Genomic DNA, 20,559 nt, shown 5'->3' with positions numbered 1-20,559 from the left:
CCCTCTCCCACAGGGAGAGGGGACCGATCGAGTTCGCGATCAATTACAGAAACCTACCTGACCTTCGCACTGAATCCCCCTTTTTGTGGTGGGAAACAGAGCGTTCACTATACCTGACTACGTCGCTGTAGCAGCCCCTCTCCCTGTGGGAGAGGGTCGGGGTGAGGGGAAAATCAGACTCGACTGGCTAGTATTAAGCCCCTATCCGCTACTCGTTACCGTTCCCAGTAAGACTCTTCCAGGCTGTCTTCCCGCTCCGGCAACCCACGGGTCAAACGTGGCGAGTGCTGGTTAAGCACCTGATAGCTAACGCGATTGGCGTATTTACATACCTGTGCCAAAGACGAATAGGTCAGGTAGCTACGCACATGCTTGCTGGAGTTTGGCACGTTGTTGCGGTGATAGCCGTTAGCAGCAATATCGTGCAGCAGAGCAGACAGCGCACCGTCGCCCGCACCGTTGGTATTCATGATCTTTTCCGGGCCGCCCATATACGGGGCGATATGCGAATAGACCTTGAGTGCGTTTTCACAGCTTGCACGGCGCATCGCACGGCTGAATTCGAAGCGGTTAAACTCGGCGATATGGCCCGGTAACAGCGGATGCTGGGTCTCACGCTTGTTGGCCTCTTCGGTGTAACCCGCCATATACAGGCCGTTGGGCCCAGCGGTACACAGCACCAAATCTACCCAGTCCAATGCCATCTCTGAGGCCATTAGCGGATCGCTCAACCCAGTGAGTTCCAACGCCTCATCTTCATTCATCGCCAGAATGGAAACATGTTCCCTGAGAAAATCACGCCACCACACCGGGTTATCCGCAATAACGTACTTGGTGCCCAGCGTCAGCACTACCGGTACATCATGCTTTTTGGCAAACGCGATCGCCTGCATGGTGGCTTCCGGCATCGGCTCACCGGGTTTGCAACGCACCAGATAGGAGGTCAGTACCAACGCGGCAGCCCCTGCGATCACCTCTTCAGGAATGCTTTCCGGGCGTAGCTGGTTCATCTGCCCTGGGCTGATGGCAAAGGTGCGTTCGCCGCTCTCGCTAATCAGCGTAAAACAGCGGCCAATGGCCCCATCCACCGCTTGCAGGTAGTTAAGATCGGTACGGCTGGAGGTGTTACACAGATAACGATAGGCATAGCTGCCAATTTTGACGTTGCTGCACATCACGCCGAGCAGCACGGAACGATCGTCCGCCAGTACCGAGTAGTTGTGCAGGGTGTTACCGATAGTGCCACCGGCAAATTGATGAGTGATCAGGTTATTGTCGCTCAGTTCCTGATACAGCGCCTCGGCAACATCGTCTTCAATGACCAGCGAATGGCCCAGGCTAAGGCCGTAGCGTTCGACAAACGCGTCATCCACTTTAGCTTCGATATCCACCAGCGTCTGATCGATACCGACGACATAAGAGGTACTGACTTCATTTTCAGGCTGTGTCTGCTGCAATAGCGGATCGCGTGCGTTAACCGGAAAATAATGTTTGGATTTACGTTTACCAGGAAATTTCATGTGATTGGCGGTGAGTTGCGGTGAACAGGCAGGAATGTTAGCACATTCCTGCCTGAGGCTGATGACAAAGTAGCAATGTTACCGAATTTGTAGAGGCACCCGAACTAACGCGTTGATATCTGAACTGGCGCAGCATGCAGCGCCCCTACAGTAGGGATCTGAGCCTGATTTACAGCCGTTGCCCCACCAGCTGTTGCATCATATCGATATGGGCGGCGTCATCATTAAGTGCCGGTATGTATTCAAACTTCTCGCCCCCCGCCTCCAGGAAGATTTCGCGGTTCTGCTCTTTGATCTCCTCCAGCGTTTCGAGGCAATCCGCAGAAAAGCCGGGGCAGATCAGTTGGATATGCTTCACGCCTTGCGCTGGCAGACTCTTCAGGGTTTCATCAGTGTACGGCGTCAGCCAGGGCTCCCGACCGAAGCGCGATTGATAGGTCATCATCACCCGATCTGGGGCCAGCGGTATGGCCGCAGCCAGCGCGCGGTAGGTATCTTCGCAGCGTTGCGGGTAATCGTCACCCAGAGTGGCGTAGCGTTTGGGAATCCCGTGGAACGACATCACCAGGCGGTCGGGCTTACCGTGTTCGGCGAACGCCCGCTCAACGCTTTGCTGCAAGGCCAGGATATACGCTGGGTGCTCGGCATAGTCACGGATAAAGCCGATCGATGGCAGGCGGCGATAGCCTTTCAGCACCCGTGCAACACCATCCCAGACTGCGGCGCTGGTCGAACACGAGTATTGCGGATACAGCGGCAACACCACCAGATTGGTCACGCCCTGCGCCAATAGGTTGTCGATCGCCTGTGCCAGACTGGGTGACCCGTAGCTCATGCCCAGTTCCACCGGGGTATTCGGCATACGCGCTGCCAGCTCCCGCTGTTGGCGGCGGCTATAGACCAGCAACGGCGAACCTTCGTCCATCCAGACGGATTGATAAAGTTTTGCCACACGCGGTGAACGGATCGGCAGAATGATGCCATTAAGAATTGGCCACCAGATCAGCGGCGCAGTGTCGACCACCCGGTTGTCACTGAGAAATTCTTTCAGATAGCGTTTTACCGCCTGCGGGGTAGGTGCCTCTGGCGTACCCAGATTCACCAGCAATACCCCGTGTTTCTCTTGCTTCATTCCGATCCCCTTGTCCTTCCCGGCAAATACCCTGTTATTTCTCAGCGTATTAACAGCCACTCATGCGGCCTATTGTAACGGAAAAGCGCCGGACCGGAACCTATATCAGTAACAGGTAAAAAGGGGTTATTTTTGCGCCAACTGCCAGACGGCAGCCACGTTGCGCGCCGTGACTTCCAGGTTATGGGCCGCGTCCGCCAGCGCCTCTGGCAGCGTCACGATGCGGTCGATCACCGAGAAAGCGGCATCGATGCCGTGTTGATGCACTACCTGATAGTCTTTTGACAGGCTACCGGCAATGGCAATCACCGGTAATTGGTGGCGCTTGGCTACCCGCGCAACGCCGATTGGGGTTTTGCCGTGGATCGACTGGCTGTCGAGCCGCCCTTCGCCAGTGATCACCAGGTCAGCATTACGTACCGCGTCTTCCAGATGCAGCGTTTCGATTACGATTTCGATGCCTGGCCGCAGCTCAGCTGCCAGAAAACCGATCAATGCCGCTCCCATGCCCCCGGCAGCACCCGAGCCAGGCACCTGCAATACCTTGCGTCCGGTGCTCTGCTCCAGGAGCGTGCCGTAATGGTGCAGCGCCTTGTCCAGTTGCCGCACCTTCTCCGGCGTGGCCCCTTTTTGTGGGCCGAAGATTGCTGAAGCCCCGTGATCGCCACACAGCGGGTTATCCACGTCGCAGGCTACCGTGATCTTCACCTGCTGCAAGCGGGGATCCAGTTGGCTGAGATCGATATGCGCCAGTTGCGCCAACGCCGCGCCACCGGGCCGTAATTCTTGATTGTGGTGGTCGAGGAGCTTAGCGCCCAGCGCCTGCATCATGCCCGCCCCGCCATCATTGGTTGCGCTGCCGCCGATCCCCAAGATGATCGAGTCTACACCGCGTTGCAGTGCTGCCAGGATCAGCTCACCGGTACCAAAGCTGGTGGTCACTAACGGATCGCGTTCGTCACCCGCCACCAGATGCAGCCCGGACGCGGCCGCCATTTCGATAACTGCGGTTTTCCCTTCCCCGAGCAGACCATAAAATGCTGCTGTAGGTTTACCCTGCGGCCCGCTCACCTGCACATTGATGATTTCCCCACCGGTGGCGGCCACCATCGCATCGACGGTGCCCTCGCCTCCGTCCGCCATGGGCAGCAACACATAGTGCGCCTGCGGATAGATTTGCCGGAAACCACGCTCGATCGCTTCTGCGACACCCTGAGCACTCAGGCTCTCTTTAAAGGAGTCGGGGGCAATTACCACTTTCTGTAGGGTGTTCATCGACAGTGCCTTAATCTTCAGAGGATGCCACTGCATCGGTTAGTGAATACCATACCTTGCCGACAACGGAAATTCTTTAGCGATAGACACAAACAAAAGGGTAAAAAATAACGTTATTTTGTGCATTCACACAATTCAATCCTGCATCAACATACCGATATACAGTTGCAAGACGTCCGCCAATTGATTGATCTTCAGGCCAGTCGTTTTTTCTACGCGCTGTAGGCGGTAACGCAGGGTGTTAACGTGAATATGCAGCTGTGCCGCAGTCTTGGTTTGGTCACAATTCTGATTGAAATAGTGGCGCAGCGTGTTTCTCAGCATCCCTTTTTCATCCTGAGCGCTCAATTGCCGCCAGGGCCGTGAAAGCTCCTGGGCTCGCCAATCCTCCCCTAAATCGCACAGCAGCGAGGGCAGAGGATAGTCATCATAAAACAGCGTATGCTGGACCAGTTTGAGACGGTGCGCCATGGTTTGCACTGCCCTTGCGGTCTGGATAGAGCGGTAGACGCCTTCCTCACCACTGTAAAAGCCACCGACGATCAACCGCAGGCCAAAGCGTTGCTGGATCTCATGCTGGAGCTGCTGGGCTAGCTTGCGCTCCTGCTGCACATCCCACACTCCCTGTTTCATACAGGCCGGACGCAAGAGCACCAGTTCATTAAAGCTGGTCATGGTGATAAGCGCCTCACGCTGAGTGATCTCCAGCTCTGCCAGCAAGCCTCTCAGTACCTGCGGCTGCGGCTCATACAGCTCAAGCAGCCAGACAATGCGTGGCTGTTGCAGATCCAGCTCTAAATAGGCCGCCATCGCCTCGCGCGAACCGGGTTCACTGTGTCCTTGCAGCAGTTGGTTGGCCAGCTCTTCCCGGTAACGCTTTTCCCACTGATGTTGATCGAGCATCGCAGCCTGTTCCACCATCAGCTCCGCCGCCATTTTTACCAGTTCGCCATAGGCTCGCACCTGGGCCGGATCGCCGGAAACCCCAATCGCGCCCACCAGTTGATTGCGGAAACTGAATGGCAGATTGATGCCGGGCTGCACGCCCTTCAGATGTTGTGCCGTGGCCTCATCTATCTCCACCACCCGGTTTTCGGTCAGGGCCAATACCGCCCCTTCGTGGCGCTGATACAGGCGCGAGGCGTTGCCGGAAGCAATGATGACGCCGTTGCTGTCCATCACGTTGACCGAATGGTGAATGATGCTCATCGCACGTTGCACGATCTGGCGCGCGGTCGCTTCTTGCAAAAAATTTGTCTGCCTGGGCATGCGGCTCTTCCTGTCGAACGAAACGGTGGCACCTGTAAGCTATCATGAAGCGGCAAAAAAAAACGCCGGGCAGCAACAGCAAGCCCAGCGTTTTCTACAGCCTTGACACCGATTAGCCCAGAATGGCCGCCAGCTCAGCGCTCACTTCCGTCACCTTACGGGTGCCATCGATCTTGTGGTAAGACGTATTACCCGCCTCGGCTTCTTTATGATAGTAAGACACCAGCGGCGCGGTCATCTGATGGTATTCCACCAGGCGCTTACGCACGGTCTCTTCCTGATCGTCTTTACGGGTGGTCAGCTCTTCGCCGGTGGCGTCGTCTTTCCCTTCTACCTTCGGCGGATTGAATTTGATGTGGTACACGCGGCCAGATGGCGCATGCACGCGGCGGCCAACGATACGATCGACGATCAGTTCGTCCGGCACGTCGAACTCCAGCACGTAATCCACTTTAATGCCGGCTTCTTTCATCGCATCGGCCTGTGGAATGGTGCGTGGGAAACCGTCCAGCAGGAAACCGTTACGGCAGTCTTCCTGGGTAATACGCTCTTTGACCAGCGCAATAACCAGCTCATCGGTCACCAGCTTGCCGGCGTCCATGATTTCTTTCGCCTTTTTGCCCAGCTCAGAACCGGCCTTAACGGCTGCGCGCAACATATCGCCCGTGGAGATTTGCGGAATGCCGTATTTCTCCATGATGAATTGAGCCTGAGTGCCTTTACCAGCGCCTGGAGCGCCCAGCAGAATGATACGCATTGCGTAAATCCCCTTGCTATGTATTTCCCTTCATTCTTCGGGCCGCGGCCGGAAGTCTATCGGGTTTGAGTTTTTATTAAATTTCGAAAACACTCAACCTTACCATTTCTGAGGGGGTTGGCTCAAGGTAGCGAGAGGAAATCGGTTGCGGAAAGATCAGGCTGAAACGAGGCAAGCAGGAGAAAAATTTGACGGGAATAGAAGAGATTACGCCCCAAACCCTAGGGTCTGGGGCGTATTTTGCTGATTAAGCGGACAACAGCTTATTCATGCGGCGGATAAACTGGTTTGGATCTTCCAGCGTCCCACGCTCTGCCAGCAGGGCCTGATCCAACAGCAGATCGATCCATTCGGCAAATTGTTCGTTATCGCCCACATCGGATGCGCGTTTGACCAACGCATGCTCTGGGTTCAGCTCGAAGATATACTTCACTTCCGGCGCGGCTTGGCCCGCAGCGGCAAACAGTTTGGCCATCTGGGTGCTCATCTCGTCGGCATCGGTGGTAACGATGGCCGGGGTATCCGTCAGGCGGTGCGTCAGACGCACGTCCTTCACGCGCTCACCCAACAGCGTCTTGACCCGCTCGATAAACGGCTCCAGCTGCTTCTCGGCCTCTTTCTGCTCTTCGGTTTCATCCGCCAGTTTATCCAGCGCTTCATCCGCTTTGCTGACCGACTGGAACACCTTACCGTCAAACTCGGTCAGGTAGCTCATCATCCACTCGTCGATACGGTCAGACAGCAGCAGAACTTCGATGCCTTTCTTGCGGAACAGCTCCAGGTGCGGGCTGCTCTTGGCGGCGGCATAACTGTCGGCGGTGATGTAGTAAATCTTGTCCTGGCCTTCGGTCATGCGGCCAACGTACTCTTCCAGCGAGACGGTTTGCGCCGAGCTGTCATTGTGCGTAGAAGCAAAGCGCAGCAGTTTGGCGATGGCCTCTTTGTTGCCGCCATCCTCCGCTGGGCCTTCTTTCAGTACCATACCGAATTGCTGCCAGAACTTCTGGTAGGCTTCCGCATCGTCTTTGGCCAGCTTGTCCAGCATCTGCAACACACGTTTGGTCAGCGCGCCACGCAGGTTCTGGGTAACACGGCTGTCCTGCAGGATTTCGCGCGAAACGTTCAGTGGCAGATCGTTGGAATCGATCAGGCCGCGGACAAAGCGCAGGTAGTTCGGCATGAACTGCTCGGCGTCATCCATGATAAACACGCGCTGAACGTATAGCTTCAGGCCGTGTTTGTGATCACGATTCCACATATCCCACGGCGCCTGGGCCGGGATGTACAGCAGGCTGGTGTACTCCTGCTTACCTTCCACGCGGTTGTGGCTCCAGCTCAGCGGATCGGTAAAGTCATGGGCAATGTGCTTGTAGAACTCTTTGTACTCTTCTTCGGTCACGTCAGCTTTGCTGCGAGTCCACAACGCTTGCGCCTTGTTGATTTTCTCCCAGGTGACGGTGCCGTCTTCTTCATTCTTGGTTTCGATCTCTACCGGCAGCGCAATGTGATCGGAATATTTGCCAATCACCGAGCGCAGACGCCAGCCGTCGAGGTATTCGTCTTCGCCTTCACGCAGGTGCAGGGTAATTTCGCTGCCGCGATCGGCCTTGCTGATATCGGCGATGGTGTAATCACCTTCACCGGCAGACTCCCAGTACACCCCTTGATCTTCCGCAGCACCTGCCGCGCGGGTGCGTACGGTGACTTTGTCCGCCACGATGAACGCCGAGTAGAAGCCCACGCCGAACTGACCGATCAGTTGGCTGTCTTTCGCCTGGTCGGAGCCGATAGACTCCAGGAAGGCCTTGGTACCAGACTTGGCAATCGTCCCCAGGTTTTCGATCACTTCTTCGCGGCTCATACCGATGCCGTTATCGGCAATCGTCAGAGTACGCTTCTCTTTGTCGAAAGACAGACGCACGCGCAGCTCGCCATCACCTTCATACAGTTCCGGTTTGGAAAGCGCGCGGAAACGCAGCTTGTCCGCCGCATCGGAGGCGTTGGAGATCAGCTCACGCAGGAAGATTTCTTTATTGGAGTACAGCGAATGGATCATCAAATGAAGCAGTTGTTTGACTTCAGACTGGAACCCACGGGTTTCTTGACCTTTCATACTCATTGATTACCTCAAAGACAGTAATGACCAAATCATGCAATGAGGATCAGATGGGGTTAACTCTGTGGTTTTTCAAGCGGCTGGCGGGGGAATTTTTTGTCAACTGAATGACGGGGCAGAGGGCTGCCCCGTACAGAATCATCAGAATTTGATCGCGTGGCGTCCGGCCAGGGAGTGTGACAGCGTGGTGCCGTCCACCATTTCCAGTTCACCACCTACCGGAACTCCGTGGGCAATGCGGCTGGCAAGCACGCCATACTGGCCACACATCTCGGCGATGTAGTTGGCCGTGGCGTCCCCTTCCACCGTAGGGTTGGTGGCCAGGATCACTTCGGTGATGGTTTCCTTCTCCAGCCGTTGCTCCAGCCGATCCAGGCCGATATCGCCAGGGCCGATGCCGTCTAACGGTGACAGATGGCCCATCAGCACAAAGTAGCGCCCGGCAAACTGGCCGGTCTGCTCGATGGCGTGAATATCCGCCGGGCTCTCCACTACGCAAATCTGGCCGTTTTGCTGGCGGCGCACATTATTGCAAATGGTGCAGGTATCCTGCTCGGTGAAGGTACGGCAATCGGCACAATGGCCGATCTCGGACATGGCACGGGTCAGCGCCTGTGCCAGCCGCATCCCGCCGCTGCGATCGCGCTGCAGCAGTTGGAACGCCATACGCTGCGCCGACTTCGGGCCAACGCCCGGCAGGCAGCGCAGTGCCTCCATCAATGATTCAAGGAGCGGGCTGGTTTGCATCAGAACGGCATCTTAAAGCCTGGCGGCAACTGCATCCCGCTGGAAACCGACGCCATCTTCTCTTTCTGGGTTTCTTCGATGCGACGTGCTGCGTCATTGAAAGCGGCAGCGATCAGATCTTCCAGCATCTCTTTGTCGTCTTCCATCAGGCTTGGGTCGATTTCTACCCGGCGGCAGTTATGCGCACCGTTGATGGTCACTTTCACCAGGCCTGCGCCGGATTCACCAGTCACTTCCAATTTGGCAATTTCTTCCTGCATCTGCTGCATCTTTTCTTGCATTTGCTGGGCTTGCTTCATCAAGTTACCCATACCGCCTTTACCAAACATAGTCGTCTCTCATAGCATTGGCCGCGCACTGTGCGCCGCGTTAAATAGGGCGAATACTCTCTTCATCCAGATCTGCATCGAAGAACCGACGCAGGGTCTGGATATTGGTATCCGCAACGATGGACTGGCGAGCCTGTGCCAGTTTTTCTTCATAAATGGCTTGCCGCCACTCCAGCGGAGTCCGCTCCGCCGGATTATCGTCTTCCACCACGCTGAGTTCAACCGTGCGGCCATGTAACTCACTGAGTGCCTGCGCCAGCGTCTTCTGCGCCGAAGGCGAATTCAGATGACGCTGCGAAGACCGCAGGTGGAGACAAATGCTGTCCGGAGCCAACTGCTGCTTAAAGGCGTTTAACGCCAGTTGCTGCACCAGTTTCGGTATTTTTAGCTGGTCGATCTCTGCCGCCCAAGGATCGCGCTCGATGGACTCAACCACCAGTTTAGCCGACAGCTCAGGCGTTTTTTCATGTTCAAGCGCCGTACGCAACGCTTTTGGCGTGGCCAGCGGTTCCGGCGCGGCTTCAGGTTCGGTAAGCGCACGCCAGCGATAGGCCTCCGGCTTGGCCGGCTTCTCCGTCACGATCTTTTCGGCCTGACGCTTCTGGCTGCGTTCGGTTACCGAGGCTAAACGCTCTAGTGCCGAGTTAGCCGGCCGCGCTATTCCTGGCGCCGCCGGCTCATTCTTTTTTGCGGTGGATGCCCCCTGTTGCCGCAGCAACTGGGTTCGCGCTTTAAGTAGCTGCGCGGTAGCATCCGGTAAATTTGTTGGTTGAGTATTCTGCGGCGGCGCAGCCTGCCCTAAGGGAGGAGGAACATCCGGATAGGGTGAAGGTGGCGCAACGGCCATATTCCCCTGCGGCTGTGCGGGCGCGGTCTGCACCATGGCCACCGGCTCTGGGATCACCGCTTTGGGGTGAAACGCCAGCGCGCGCAGCAGGGTCATCTCAACGCCCATACGGCGATCCGGGGCAAAGGCCAACTCTTTGCGGCCAACCAGCAAGGTTTGATAATAAAGCTGTACGTCCGTTGGCGGCAGGGTGCGCGCCAGCTCACGTAACCGCTGCTCAATCGCAGCGTAATGGTTGTCCAGCACCGCGGGTAGCAACTGCACCATCGCAATGCGGTGCAGCAGCGCCAGCGTTTCCACCAGCAGGTTTTCCCAATCCACGCCGCGTGACGCCGCCTGGGCGACCTGCGCCATCACTTTTTCGCCGTCGGCACTCACCAGGGCTTCCAGGATGGCCAGCGGCTGCTCATCATCCAACGTCCCCAGCATCTGGCTGACGGTGTCGGTCGTCACCTGCCCTTGCCCCATGGCAATCGCCTGGTCGGTCAGGCTGAGGGCATCACGCATACTGCCATCTGCGGCGCGCGCCAGCAGTTGCAACGCGCGGGCATCGCTGGTGATGTGCTCTGCCAGCAAGACGGTTTCCAACTGGGTGCGGATTTGTTCCACGTCCATTGCTTTAAGATGGAATTGCAGGCAGCGGGAAAGAATAGTGACCGGCAGCTTCTGCGGATCGGTGGTCGCCAGCAGGAACTTGACGTGTGCAGGCGGCTCTTCCAGCGTTTTCAGCAACGCATTGAAGCTGTGGCGCGAGAGCATGTGGACTTCATCGATCAGGTAAACCTTGAAACGGCCACGCGCCGGGGCGTATTGCACGTTATCGAGCAGATCGCGAGTATCTTCCACTTTGGTTCTGGAGGCGGCATCGATCTCGATCAGATCGACAAAGCGCCCCTGCTCAATCTCACGGCAGTTATCACATTGGCCACAGGGCGTCGCGGTGATGCCTGTTTCGCAATTCAAACCTTTGGCCAGCAGCCGCGCAATGGTGGTTTTACCCACGCCGCGCGTGCCGGAGAACAGATAGGCGTGATGGATCCGCCCCAGAGAGAGGCCATTAGCCAGCGCCGTCAGGACATGCTCTTGTCCGACAACCTCTGCAAACGTTTGGGGGCGCCACTTACGGGCAAGAACCTGATAGCTCATTAAGACTTCATCACTGATTTATGGAGTAATTTCAACCCAAGTAGTACATCACAACGTCGAGGACATTGCCATGTGAGCAGCCTGCTGGGTACCGAGGTTGAACCGATACCCTTTATCGTCCGATGGACACTCACACTTTAGTGTAACAGTACGCCCGCCGTCATTCCTATAACTTTGCATCATGCCTGCCAGACGCGAGCTTGGTGGCCAGTCAATGACAGGAAAACACCTTGGCGAAGGTTAACCACCTGAAAGAATTTATACTGTGTTTGACAGGGAAGAGCTATCGAGTTGAAACGGCCAACGAACGCCAGCCGTTAAAGTTTTAGTGACGAATCTGGGCCAGCTCGTCTTCGGTCAAACCCGTTGCCTCAAGCACGGCCTCACGAGCCATGCCCATTTTGAGTAGGCTACGAGCGACGTCCAGCTTACCTAGCAGAACACCTTCTTCGCGGCCTTCTTCACGTCCTTCTTCAAGCCCAGCAATTCGGCCCTCTTCTCGACCTGCAATTCTGCCTTTCTGCTCCAGCTGTTGTGCGATAGTCATTAGTTCGTCTCCGTGTTCGGGCACTCGTTGTGCCAGCTCGCGTACAAAGGCTTCGGCGTCAGCGGTTTCGCCAGCCTGTACTAAATAGTGTACCAACGATATCACCTGTTGCGAAGAAAGATATCCCGCCAGCAGGATGGTCGCTAGCCGGTCGGTCAGTTCTGTGATGTCGCGTTGGTGGATATGTTTCTGCAACAGCGTCAGTGCGGCCATGCTGCGGTGATTCATAATTTCATCATCGGGAATAACGGTGACATCCACCACAGGAAAATCAGCACCGTAGAGTTTTTTCGCCAGCTCAGGAGCGTCAAACTCCTGCAACCAATTGGTTGAATACGGGTACGGGCTACGTTTGCCAGCGTAGAACAGTATAGGAATAACCAGTGGTAGCTTTTTGTGCCCGGCCACAAGATGACGCTGCATGGCGGCGATGGAATAACGCAGCAGCCTGAAGGCCATATGTTGATCTGGCGTTGACTGATGTTCGATAAGTACATGAATGTACCCATAACCCGCCGTCGTTTTCAGGCTATAGAGAACATCACTGAAATACTGTCGTAGATCGTCCTCAACAAAAGAACCGGATTCAAGCTTCAGAGTGCTGAGGTCGCAAATCTTACGTAGTTCTGCTGGCAGATGGATTTCGAGGAAATCCTGTGCTGTCCCTGGGTGCATTAGAAACTGTTTGAATACCGCATCGTGTAAATTGAGTTTGCTGTTTTTTTTCATAATCGCTCGCTTTTCAACCAAACCTGAATGAACCTTATCATATGAAGCCGCAGGTTAAAATGTTGTCGCGAGCCAAAATATTGGCGTTTTCAGTAAGGAAATTATGAGGATAGAAGGCAGTAGAGCGCGCGGGGATGTGTCTGTTATACGTCAACCCCGCAGCGAACCACGGGGTTGTCTATCGAAGGTATCAATGCCCGGCGAAGTCGAGCAGGCAGTAGCAATTAATACCCAGATTATTCAGGCGCGTTTCGCCCCCGAGGTCCGGCAGATTGATAATAAATGCCGCATCTGTCACTTCACCACCCAAACGGCGGATCAGCGTGGCGGTGGCTTCGATCGTGCCACCGGTGGCCAGCAGATCGTCAACGACCAGGACTTTGTCGCCAGCAACAATAGCGTCGGTGTGAATTTCCAGCTTGTCGGTGCCGTATTCCAGCTCATAACTTTCGCTCAGCGTCGCACGCGGCAATTTGCCCGGTTTGCGTACCGGCACAAAGCCAACGCCCAGCGCCAACGCCACCGGTGCGCCGAACAGGAAACCACGCGCTTCAGTACCCACCACCTTGGTGACGCCCGTATCGCGGTAACGTTCGACCAGCAGTTCAATACTGGAAGCATACGCCAGCGGGTTTTCCAACAGGCTGGTCACATCACGGAACAGAATACCCGGCTTCGGATAGTCGGGAATGGTTTTGATACTGTCTCTAATATACTGAAGCTGTTGCGCAGTCGCGGTCATAGTTATTGCCTGATAAAACTACCTGATAACTTCCACACAGGCCTTCAATCACCACGCTTTGAACAAAAAAACGTCGGGAGGAAACCTGCGCACGAAAACGCCCAAATCTATGCAAAAAGGCGGATAAATGCAACTGACGCCGCACGATCAGCGCTGTTTTTGTTGCGGCAGGTCAATAACTGGCAGCCGGAGCATAAAAGCCAGCAAAATAACCAGGATCGCCAGCAGTACACCTCGCACCCACCAAAGGTTCACCAACCAGAGGGAAGCGGCAAACGTCACTACAATAACCAGCACCGCTTTCCACTTGGCTCCAGGCGGTAACGCCTTATGCTGTTGCCAATGGCGCAAATAAGAACCGAACCAGGAGCGATACAGCAACCAATGATGAAAACGCGGTGAAGAACGTGCAAAGCACCAGGCAGCCAGCAACAGAAATGGGGTCGTTGGCAGCAGTGGCAGCACCACGCCCAACGTTGCCAGCACCACGGCTAACCAACCCAGTATAATCAACAACCAACGAGTCATGCCTGTCCTTACCTATCATGATGGCCCGTTTACTGTAGCATCCTTGGCCATAATGCTGCCAGTTGGCGGCTTTATCCATCCGGAGCTTGTCTGATCGCCCTTTCACGGGCAAGCTTAGGCACTTACTGCCTTATCGAAGGATCTCACGTGACTACGCACCGCTTATTACAGGCGCTTGAACAACAGATCGCCGCCCTGGCCAGCGAAATCCAACCGCGAGGTGATACCCCTATCTCGCAGGCGCGGTTTGACGTTGCCCTGTTCTCCAACCACGGCACGCGGTTACGAGATTATCTGGCCGAGATACAAAAGAACTTTGCCCAGCTACAAACGGCGGTAAAAGACAACCGTACCGCTCACGTCGCCTTTCTGGCAGAAAAGCTGGTGGCACAGCTCACCGCGTTACAACGCGAGATGGCGACCCAGACAATACGGCGTAAAAATCAGCCAAAGGAAGTGGCGGTGGTCGATTTGTACCATAAGCTCGCCGAACATCAGGATTATGAACGCCGCCTGATCGCCATGATCCAGGACCGTGAAAGTCTGTTAGGGCAACAGACCACCTTCGCCGCGCAGAAGAAATTACAACAGGAACTGGCCGCATTCGAGGGCAGATTAGTGCGTTGTCGGCAAGCGTTGGCGCGCATAGAGCGCAGTATCGAGAGAAAAGAAAACGGTTTTTGAATATTTGTCACATTATTTTAATGATTATTCCCCTCCCCGCGCCAGGTTCACTATACTCAGCCAAAGCACAATCCCGTCTCTCCCGCGTTTAAAACACGGGAAGAACCCTTTACTAACACAAACGTTGGACTTATGTCGCTAGAGAATGCCTCCCCAGAATTACAACTGGCGGTAGACTTGATTTACCTGCTGGAATGCAACGAGATCGATCCGGCAACGGCGCTGGCCGCGCTGGATATCGTCAGAAAAGACTATCAGGAAAAGATGCAGCGTGCGGGCATCACCTCACCATATTTGCCCGCGGGCCAATGATCATGGCCCGCTAGCGTTCTTGTCAGGTTCCTACACCGCGGGTTGATCACCGATGCCTGGAACCTGCGTCCGCTTGACCTCCTGCACTTCGTTGCCCTGCTGATTATGCAGATACACTTCCAACTGGTTGAAGGCGATATTAATGTCGTTCTCACGGCATAGGCGGTCAATCGCCCGGTTCAGTTCATCCACGGTATAGCTACGATCGCGCAGCTCACGCACGTATAACCGCAGCTCATGATCCAGCGTGCTTGCGCCAAAGTTGAGGAAAAAGACCATCGGCTCAGGATCCGTCATCACGCGCGGGTTTTCATGCGCGGCTTGCAACAGCACCGCCTTGACCTTGTCCAGATCGGAGCCATAGGCCACCCCCACTTTAATCAGCACGCGGGTAATGGTGTCTGACAGTGACCAGTTAATCAGCCGCTCGGTGACAAACGCTTTGTTAGGGATGATCACTTCTTTGCGATCAAAGTCCGTAATGGTGGTGGCGCGAATACGGATCTTGCTGACCGTCCCGGAGTACGTGCCGATGGTGATGGTATCGCCGATCCGCACCGGGCGTTCAAACAGGATGATCAGGCCGGAAACAAAGTTGGCAAAAATTTCCTGTAAACCGAAGCCCAAACCTACCGACAGCGCCGCCACCAGCCACTGGAGTTTGTCCCAAGAGACGCCCAGCGATCCTAACGCAGTGATGGTCCCCACCGCCGTGATCAGATAGGTCAGAATGGTGGTGATGGCGTAAGACGCCCCCTGCCGCAACTGCAGGCGGGATAACACCAGCACTTCCAGTAAACCCGGCAGGTTACGCGTCATGACATAAGCGACGATCACCGCCAGGACGGCCACCATCATATTGCCCAGCGTTACCGCCTGCGGTATCACACTGCCCGCCACACTGCTGGAGTAATGCCATAGGGTAACGCTGTCGAGGTAAGAGATCACCGTTACCAGATCCGACCATATCGCATAAAACGCACTGGCGAAGATCAGAAACAACACCATGGTGGTCAAACGCAGCGACTGCTGGTTGATTTGATCCAGCGCCAGAGGGGGTTCCTCTACCGGCTCGTTGCCTTCGGCTCCCTCTTTCTCTTTGGCCTGGTTTTGGCGGCGCGCCAGGGCACGGCGATAGGCCAACCGACGAGCTGCGACGCTCAGGCCACGGATCGCTGCCAGATAAACGATATTCCACAGGAAGTACAGATACAGGCTATCGATCCAACGGCCAGCCAAACGTAACGTGGTATAGAAGTAACCGGCAAACATCAGCCCTAGCAGGATCACCGGTGTGGCAGCCAGCGCGGTGACCATCAGCAACCGCACCTTATGGGAGTCTTTTTCACGCCAATGGTCGCGGCAGATGGGGAACACCAGCACCGCTAATAGCGCCAATGTCAGGATCACCACCACCTGGCCAATAACATCTTCGACCAATCTCAGCGGTGCTTTTTCTCCCAGCACTGACCAGAAGATCAGCGGTAACAGGGCCAGCCCCAACCTGAGGGTCTGGCGGCGATAGTGCGCACAGCGATCGGCCGGGATATTAAAATGCCGCTGCGAAATACCCCCCGGAGCCAGCATGCGGAAAGTGAAGCCAAACACCAGCCAGAACAGCGCCAGCTGTTGTGACAAGGCCCAGATAAAGTCGCTGATGCTGAAATCGGCCCGATAGAACCAGAACCCGGCACCGAGCAGCAGTAAAGAACCCGGTAACACCTTTAATAAGGTGAGCAGAATGGCTTTCGGCGTATGCAGTTGGCTATCGCGCTTTAGCTGGCCGACGTCATTGGCAAGCTTTTGCAGATGCCTGTCAATCAGGCGGTAGCGCCAGCGCAGTAGGCCAATCACTACCAGCAATGGGATCAGGAACACCAGGGCATGCAGCCCGCCTAACAGCAACTGCCCGGGTTCGAATTTAAAATCCAGCCCAGCCAGTTGTTCTTTCACCGCGCCGGGCAGCCCCTTGAGCCAGGCGAAATCGATAGGTTTGTTGCTGTTAACCCAGAAAATCTGCTGGGTCAGCGTGTCCTGTACCGAGCTATAGACGCTGGTCAGTTGCTGCTGATTAATCTGCAGGTTGATAGCCAACGACAGTTGGTTATTGAGCTGTTTATTCAGTTGATCGAGCAGCTCACGACGCATATCGACAATTTCATTCAAGGCGTCAAGCACGTCACCGTTGGCCTTTTCCTTACTGTCCGCCACCAGTTTGTTGATGAAGTCATCGCCCTTGAACAACTCATCGCGCTGCTGGTTGATCTCAAACTGCTCCAACCGTAAGTCCGCAATATGAGTACTCATATCCGCTACCAATGTACCCGGCGGCAGGTTTTGCTGCTGCTGATAAAGAATGCGCGACAGCACCAGGCTCCCCTTCAACACCTGGATCTGCTCTTTCAGGTTTTGTTCCGATTGCAGGCCGCGATCGAGCCAGTTTTTCACCTGAATATTTTGCTGGAACAGGGTATTACTCTCTTGCGTGGCGGTGATCAGCCGCTGGCTGATTTGACGGTTGATGTTCAGCTCTTTGCTCACCAGCTTGTCGCTCTGGATATCGCTGGCATCCTCCGGATTCTGCGCCTCTTTCGCCGTTTTTTCCGACAGCGTCAGCCGTTTGCTATTTACCACATCCTGTAATACCTGCACCCGACGATCCAGGGCGTCGATGTTCATAGTGGTGTAATCGCGCTGCTTCTGGAGCAGATCCTGTAGCGTGGTATTAGCCTCCAACCTTCTTCGTTGCAGGTCTATCTCGTCATTCAGCAACACCTGCTCCGTAGTAAGCATGACCTGTTGGGTGTTGCGTAACACCTCTTGCCCCGGCGCGCGATCGCTAAGGAGATTACGGATTTCCTGCAGGCGCTGGGAGGCGGTGTACATACTACTTTGCACACGTTCGGGCTGGGTCTGTAATGAGATGAGTTGGCTGTTGTAGGTGGAGAGGCTTTCTTGCGTGTCCTGCAGTTCGTCCAACGTTTGGTACAGGCGGCTTTCCAACTGACGCAGGGACAGCGGCAACAGTTCGGCTCGCGTCACCGCTTCATCAGCCGGGTTCTTCAGCGATTCCAGATCGCGCGTGACCTGCTGTAATTTGGCCGGTGCCTGCTGAACCTGCTGTTTAAGCTGATTGAGCTCTTGCTTGGTGCGATCGAGGCCGTCCAGCAACTCCATCGTGCGGGTTAAATCCTGCAGGGATAGTTTTTCAACCGGCGTCAGGTTTTTTTGCTTGTTCAGCGCCTCTATCTGGCTCTGAATGTCACTGCGCGCAGGGAGGTCGCCGCTCTGTGCCGCGAACGCGCCCAAAGGCAGAACCAGCGCCGCCAACAACAAAAACCATAGCGTAATAATGCGGAATTTATCCGCCGCGTAAGACAAGGAAACAGTTTGGACTACGGGGAGAATACGCCTGCGACTCATGATTTAGCGTCGGTTTAACAATCAAGCGTCAAGGTTATCACGATCGCAGGTCGGCGATGAATAAGAAAAGCATTGCAGGACATGAATCGCCAGGGACTCAGAAAGTCAGCACTTTCTCCGCCGCCAGCGTCCACTGGGCCAATTCCACCAGCGTGCCAATTTCTACGCCATCGGCCAGCTTCAGTTGGCTGACGCCACGGGCATCGGCACAGGTTTTGCACAGTTTGACCGGCACCTGCTGCGCCGTCAGAATCTCCAGCATCTGCTGCAAATGATAGCCTTCACGCGGCTGCTGCCCGGCTATGCCCGCCACGACCGCATCGGACATCAGAAACAGTTTCAACTGCAGCTCGGGCTGCTGTTCTTTCAGGGTGATCGCCAGACGTAGCGCATTGAATAACGACTCCTGGCCATAAGCCGCACCGTTGGCAATCAGTAACAGAGATGACATTGGGATTCTCCTTATCGAGGTCTACAGGACTGGCGCGTTCACACGTAAAGAAGGGCTAAGCTGCGCCATTTCGAGGAAGCTGTCGACCAAGATACTCGCCTCGGCTTTGAGATCAAAGCTTTCCGGCATAAACAGCCAGTTCTCCATCAGGCCGGTGATGTAAGCACGCAGGATGATTGCGGCCCGGCGGGTATGCAGATCGGCTGGGAGTTGCCCCTGATCCATGCTATTGCGTAAAACGCGTTCGATACGATCATAACCTTCAAGGTAAAGCACCTTGCGAGCGTCATGTAACGGCATCATTTCGCCGATAAATTCGCACTTATGGAACACGATCTCCATCAATGCCCGGCGCCGACAGTCATCTACCGTAGCGGTCAGAATATAAATCAGAATTTCTCTTAAAATACGCAGTGGATTATCGGGATACTTTGCCTGATACTCTAACTCCAGATCGCCTATTTTCGATTCTGAGAGCTCCCAAACTTCATTAAACAGGTCTACCTTGTTCTTGAAGTGCCAGTAAATTGCACCACGTGTCACCCCTGCAGCGGTGGCGATATCTGTCAGTGAGGTTGCTGATACGCCACGTTCAGAGAATTCCCTCACCGCAGCGTCAAGGATCTGCTGTCGTGTTTCTTGCGCCTGCTGTTTGGTTTTTCGTGCCATGCTGTTGTTTTTTACAGGGAGTGTGATTTACATACATTCGCGAATGTATGTACCATAGCACGCAGATAAAATTAACGCAGCAATGGGTTTTAAAGCTTGTGATCCATTGATCAATTTGAAATCGGACACTTGAGGTTTTTCTATGAACAAAAACAGAGGGTTAACGCCTCTGGCGGCAGTTCTGATGCTTTCAGGCAGCTTAGTGCTTACAGGATGTAATGATAAAGAAACCCAGCAACAGGCCCAACACCCGGCTCCTGCCGTAGGTGTGGTGACGCTGAAAGCTGAACCTCTCAATATTACTACCGATCTTCCTGGTCGTACCGCAGCATACCGCATCGCCGAAGTTCGCCCTCAGGTTAGTGGCATCATCCTGAAACGCAACTTTACTGAAGGCAGCGACATCAAGGCGGGTGTTTCACTGTATCAAATCGATCCAGCGACCTATCAAGCCGCTTATGACAGTGCCAAAGGCGACCTGGCCAAAGCCCAGGCCGCAGCAGAAATCGCGCGTCTGACAGTCAACCGTTACAAGCCTTTACTGGGTACCAGCTACATCAGTAAGCAAGACTTCGATAATGCCAACTCTACCCTGATGCAGGCTAACGCTTCCGTGGTCGCTGCCAAGGCCGCCGTGGAAACCGCCCGTATCAACCTGGCTTACACCAAAGTGACTTCCCCAATCTCTGGTCGTATCGGCCTTTCATCGGTAACCGAAGGGGCACTGGTGACTTCCGGTCAGGCCAATGCGCTGTCTACCGTGCAACAACTGGATCCGATGTATGTCGACGTGACCCAGTCAAGCAATGACTATCTGCGCCTGAAACAGGAATTGGCTAACGGCACCCTGAAACAGGAAAACGGCAAGGCCAAAGTGAAGCTGCTATTGGAAAACGGCCAGGAATATGCACAAGAAGGTTCGTTGGAATTCTCTGACGTGACCGTGGATGAAACCACCGGTTCCATCACTATTCGTGCCATTTTCCCTAACCCGAACGATGCCTTGCTGCCAGGTATGTTCGTACGCGCCCGTCTGGACGAAGGCGTACGTACCGATGCCTTGCTGGTTCCACAACAGGGTGTCACCCGTAACCCGCGTGGCGAAGCTACCGCGATGGTTGTAGGTGCGGACGATAAAGTGGAAGTACGTACGCTGACCGCCGCGCAGGCGATTGGCGACAAGTGGTTGGTGACGGCTGGTTTGAAACCGGGCGATCGCGTGATTGTCACCGGCCTGCAAAAAATCAGGCCTGGCGTTCAGGTGAAAGCGCAAGAAGCTGATAGCAAGCCACAGACTGCGTCTGAACCCGAGAAGAAGTCATAAAAAGGAGCCGGT

General features: G+C 55.0%; 18 protein-coding genes and 1 other annotated feature. Of the genes, 3 read left to right on the top strand and 15 right to left on the bottom strand.

From position 1 onward, the window contains the following. Positions 1 to 215 precede the first annotated feature (215 nt). The 12 genes from ACMV5I_RS21150 to ACMV5I_RS21095 all read right to left on the bottom strand — a co-directional run bounded on the left by ACMV5I_RS21150 (position 216) and on the right by ACMV5I_RS21095 (position 13,684). A complete protein-coding gene (locus tag ACMV5I_RS21150; RefSeq protein WP_024528411.1) occupies positions 216 to 1,520 on the bottom strand; it encodes an inosine/guanosine kinase in 1,305 nt (434 codons plus the stop codon). Positions 1,521 to 1,689: 169 nt separating this feature from the next. Further along, a complete protein-coding gene (gene hemH, locus ACMV5I_RS21145; RefSeq protein ID WP_021805449.1) occupies positions 1,690 to 2,652 on the bottom strand; it encodes a ferrochelatase in 963 nt (320 codons plus the stop codon). Positions 2,653 to 2,778: 126 nt separating this feature from the next. After that, on the bottom strand, positions 2,779 to 3,927 hold the full coding sequence (locus ACMV5I_RS21140) for a glycerate kinase (RefSeq protein WP_414825203.1): 1,149 nt from the start codon (positions 3,925 to 3,927) through the stop codon (positions 2,779 to 2,781). Between the two features lie 135 nt (positions 3,928 to 4,062). Then, positions 4,063 to 5,196: a sugar diacid recognition domain-containing protein gene (locus ACMV5I_RS21135; protein ID WP_024484411.1), complete on the bottom strand. Its 1,134-nt coding sequence runs from the start codon at positions 5,194 to 5,196 to the stop codon at positions 4,063 to 4,065. A gap of 112 nt (positions 5,197 to 5,308) precedes the next feature. Then, the gene (gene adk / locus ACMV5I_RS21130; protein ID WP_021805452.1) at positions 5,309 to 5,953 is read right to left on the bottom strand and encodes an adenylate kinase; all 645 of its coding nucleotides are present in this window, start codon (positions 5,951 to 5,953) and stop codon (positions 5,309 to 5,311) included. 247 nt (positions 5,954 to 6,200) lie between these two features. Beyond that, positions 6,201 to 8,066: a molecular chaperone HtpG gene (gene htpG, locus ACMV5I_RS21125; RefSeq protein ID WP_037375256.1), complete on the bottom strand. Its 1,866-nt coding sequence runs from the start codon at positions 8,064 to 8,066 to the stop codon at positions 6,201 to 6,203. A gap of 144 nt (positions 8,067 to 8,210) precedes the next feature. Next, positions 8,211 to 8,816 carry a recombination mediator RecR gene (gene recR / locus ACMV5I_RS21120; RefSeq protein ID WP_024484410.1) on the bottom strand — a complete coding sequence of 202 codons (606 nt, stop codon included), beginning with the start codon at positions 8,814 to 8,816 and terminating at the stop codon, positions 8,211 to 8,213. Next, on the bottom strand, positions 8,816 to 9,145 hold the full coding sequence (locus ACMV5I_RS21115; RefSeq protein WP_021180123.1) for a YbaB/EbfC family nucleoid-associated protein: 330 nt from the start codon (positions 9,143 to 9,145) through the stop codon (positions 8,816 to 8,818). The genes recR and ACMV5I_RS21115 overlap by 1 nt, the downstream gene beginning before the upstream one ends. Before the next feature lie 40 nt (positions 9,146 to 9,185). Beyond that, entirely contained in the window at positions 9,186 to 11,138 is a 1,953-nt protein-coding gene (dnaX, locus tag ACMV5I_RS21110) for a DNA polymerase III subunit gamma/tau (RefSeq protein ID WP_284121123.1), read from the bottom strand. Next, positions 9,789 to 9,853 (bottom strand) — a sequence feature (DnaX frameshifting element). It overlaps the preceding gene by 65 nt. Positions 11,139 to 11,463: 325 nt before the next feature. Continuing rightward, a complete protein-coding gene (locus tag ACMV5I_RS21105) occupies positions 11,464 to 12,414 on the bottom strand; it encodes an Rpn family recombination-promoting nuclease/putative transposase (RefSeq protein ID WP_414825202.1) in 951 nt (316 codons plus the stop codon). Between the two features lie 190 nt (positions 12,415 to 12,604). After that, positions 12,605 to 13,156: an adenine phosphoribosyltransferase gene (gene apt, locus ACMV5I_RS21100; protein WP_021180126.1), complete on the bottom strand. Its 552-nt coding sequence runs from the start codon at positions 13,154 to 13,156 to the stop codon at positions 12,605 to 12,607. Positions 13,157 to 13,303: 147 nt separating this feature from the next. Beyond that, positions 13,304 to 13,684: a DUF454 family protein gene (locus ACMV5I_RS21095; RefSeq protein WP_414825201.1), complete on the bottom strand. Its 381-nt coding sequence runs from the start codon at positions 13,682 to 13,684 to the stop codon at positions 13,304 to 13,306. 147 nt (positions 13,685 to 13,831) lie between these two features. On the opposite strand from ACMV5I_RS21095, the gene priC reads away from it, so the two are divergent. Both priC and rsmS read left to right on the top strand, forming a co-directional pair. After that, entirely contained in the window at positions 13,832 to 14,368 is a 537-nt protein-coding gene (gene priC, locus ACMV5I_RS21090) for a primosomal replication protein PriC (protein WP_024484404.1), read from the top strand. 132 nt (positions 14,369 to 14,500) lie between these two features. After that, a complete protein-coding gene (rsmS, locus tag ACMV5I_RS21085) occupies positions 14,501 to 14,680 on the top strand; it encodes a pleiotropic regulatory protein RsmS (protein WP_021180129.1) in 180 nt (59 codons plus the stop codon). Between the two features lie 30 nt (positions 14,681 to 14,710). Here rsmS and mscK read toward each other — a convergent pair whose 3' ends face one another. The 3 genes from mscK to acrR form a co-directional block, all read right to left on the bottom strand. Next, complete coding sequence (mscK, locus tag ACMV5I_RS21080) at positions 14,711 to 18,103, bottom strand: mechanosensitive channel MscK (protein ID WP_121606061.1); 3,393 nt, start codon at positions 18,101 to 18,103, stop codon at positions 14,711 to 14,713. A gap of 97 nt (positions 18,104 to 18,200) precedes the next feature. Next, positions 18,201 to 18,554 carry a DsrE/DsrF/TusD sulfur relay family protein gene (locus ACMV5I_RS21075; RefSeq protein WP_024484402.1) on the bottom strand — a complete coding sequence of 118 codons (354 nt, stop codon included), beginning with the start codon at positions 18,552 to 18,554 and terminating at the stop codon, positions 18,201 to 18,203. A 21-nt stretch (positions 18,555 to 18,575) separates the two neighbouring features. Continuing rightward, on the bottom strand, positions 18,576 to 19,223 hold the full coding sequence (acrR, locus tag ACMV5I_RS21070) for a multidrug efflux transporter transcriptional repressor AcrR (RefSeq protein ID WP_024484401.1): 648 nt from the start codon (positions 19,221 to 19,223) through the stop codon (positions 18,576 to 18,578). 142 nt (positions 19,224 to 19,365) lie between these two features. Here acrR and sdeX point away from each other — a divergent pair, with 142 nt between their 5' ends. Further along, the gene (gene sdeX / locus ACMV5I_RS21065) at positions 19,366 to 20,547 is read left to right on the top strand and encodes a multidrug efflux RND transporter periplasmic adaptor subunit SdeX (RefSeq protein WP_121606060.1); all 1,182 of its coding nucleotides are present in this window, start codon (positions 19,366 to 19,368) and stop codon (positions 20,545 to 20,547) included. The last annotated feature ends 12 nt before the right edge of the window (positions 20,548 to 20,559 follow it).

This window comes from Serratia sp. T13T92 (assembly GCF_047530105.1).
In the GTDB taxonomy this organism is placed as follows: Bacteria; Pseudomonadota; Gammaproteobacteria; order Enterobacterales; family Enterobacteriaceae; genus Chania; species Chania fonticola.
The sequence above is the reverse complement of the archived record's forward strand: the minus strand, read 5'-3'. Positions and strand labels throughout refer to the sequence as shown.

Excerpts from the sequence above, each read along its gene's own strand:
- ACMV5I_RS21095 (WP_414825201.1), bottom strand. The coding sequence starts at position 13,684 with ATGACTCGTTGGTTGTTGATTATACTGGGTTGGTTAGCCGTGGTGCTG.
- htpG (WP_037375256.1), bottom strand. The coding sequence starts at position 8,066 with ATGAAAGGTCAAGAAACCCGTGGGTTCCAGTCTGAAGTCAAACAACTG.
- rsmS (WP_021180129.1), top strand. The coding sequence starts at position 14,501 with ATGTCGCTAGAGAATGCCTCCCCAGAATTACAACTGGCGGTAGACTTG.
- hemH (WP_021805449.1), bottom strand. The coding sequence starts at position 2,652 with ATGAAGCAAGAGAAACACGGGGTATTGCTGGTGAATCTGGGTACGCCA.
- recR (WP_024484410.1), bottom strand. The coding sequence starts at position 8,816 with ATGCAAACCAGCCCGCTCCTTGAATCATTGATGGAGGCACTGCGCTGC.
- ACMV5I_RS21150 (WP_024528411.1), bottom strand. The coding sequence starts at position 1,520 with ATGAAATTTCCTGGTAAACGTAAATCCAAACATTATTTTCCGGTTAAC.
- ACMV5I_RS21135 (WP_024484411.1), bottom strand. The coding sequence starts at position 5,196 with ATGCCCAGGCAGACAAATTTTTTGCAAGAAGCGACCGCGCGCCAGATC.
- ACMV5I_RS21105 (WP_414825202.1), bottom strand. The coding sequence starts at position 12,414 with ATGAAAAAAAACAGCAAACTCAATTTACACGATGCGGTATTCAAACAG.
- ACMV5I_RS21115 (WP_021180123.1), bottom strand. The coding sequence starts at position 9,145 with ATGTTTGGTAAAGGCGGTATGGGTAACTTGATGAAGCAAGCCCAGCAA.
- adk (WP_021805452.1), bottom strand. The coding sequence starts at position 5,953 with ATGCGTATCATTCTGCTGGGCGCTCCAGGCGCTGGTAAAGGCACTCAG.
- dnaX (WP_284121123.1), bottom strand. The coding sequence starts at position 11,138 with ATGAGCTATCAGGTTCTTGCCCGTAAGTGGCGCCCCCAAACGTTTGCA.
- sdeX (WP_121606060.1), top strand. The coding sequence starts at position 19,366 with ATGAACAAAAACAGAGGGTTAACGCCTCTGGCGGCAGTTCTGATGCTT.
- acrR (WP_024484401.1), bottom strand. The coding sequence starts at position 19,223 with ATGGCACGAAAAACCAAACAGCAGGCGCAAGAAACACGACAGCAGATC.
- mscK (WP_121606061.1), bottom strand. The coding sequence starts at position 18,103 with ATGAGTCGCAGGCGTATTCTCCCCGTAGTCCAAACTGTTTCCTTGTCT.
- ACMV5I_RS21075 (WP_024484402.1), bottom strand. The coding sequence starts at position 18,554 with ATGTCATCTCTGTTACTGATTGCCAACGGTGCGGCTTATGGCCAGGAG.
- ACMV5I_RS21140 (WP_414825203.1), bottom strand. The coding sequence starts at position 3,927 with ATGAACACCCTACAGAAAGTGGTAATTGCCCCCGACTCCTTTAAAGAG.
- apt (WP_021180126.1), bottom strand. The coding sequence starts at position 13,156 with ATGACCGCGACTGCGCAACAGCTTCAGTATATTAGAGACAGTATCAAA.